Annotated in this window: 3 tRNA genes; all 3 read left to right on the top strand. The window is 46.9% G+C overall.

Features of this window, described 5'->3' with window-relative positions:
- Positions 1-47 precede the first annotated feature (47 nt).
- The 3 genes from PSR9079_RS23455 to PSR9079_RS23445 all read left to right on the top strand — a co-directional run bounded on the left by PSR9079_RS23455 (position 48) and on the right by PSR9079_RS23445 (position 418).
- Positions 48-123 (top strand) — tRNA-Lys (locus PSR9079_RS23455).
- A 72-nt stretch (positions 124-195) separates the two neighbouring features.
- Positions 196-271, top strand: a tRNA-Lys gene (locus PSR9079_RS23450).
- A 71-nt stretch (positions 272-342) separates the two neighbouring features.
- Positions 343-418, top strand: a tRNA-Lys gene (locus tag PSR9079_RS23445).
- Positions 419-422: the final 4 nt, after the last annotated feature.

The raw sequence follows: 422 nt of genomic DNA, 5'->3' as shown, positions 1-422 counted from the left end.
TGGTTATAATCGGCGGATTTACGCAGCGTGCTTAGGCACACCGGAGCGGGTCATTAGCTCAGTTGGTAGAGCAGTGGACTTTTAATCCATTGGTCGATGGTTCAAGTCCATCATGACCCACCATTCTTTATTCGTTGAATAGTAGAGTGGTTTATAATCGGCGGATTTACGCAGCGTGCTTAGGCACATCAGAGCGGGTCATTAGCTCAGTTGGTAGAGCAGTGGACTTTTAATCCATTGGTCGATGGTTCAAGTCCATCATGACCCACCATTCTTTATTCGTTGAATAGTAGAGTGGTTATAATCGGCGGATCTACGCAGCGTGCTTAGGCACATCAGAGCGGGTCATTAGCTCAGTTGGTAGAGCAGTGGACTTTTAATCCATTGGTCGATGGTTCAAGTCCATCATGACCCACCATTCT

Source organism: Pseudoalteromonas rhizosphaerae, assembly GCF_902498845.1.
Taxonomy (GTDB): Bacteria; Pseudomonadota; Gammaproteobacteria; order Enterobacterales; family Alteromonadaceae; genus Pseudoalteromonas; species Pseudoalteromonas rhizosphaerae.
This window is presented reverse-complemented; position numbering and strand designations above follow the sequence as displayed.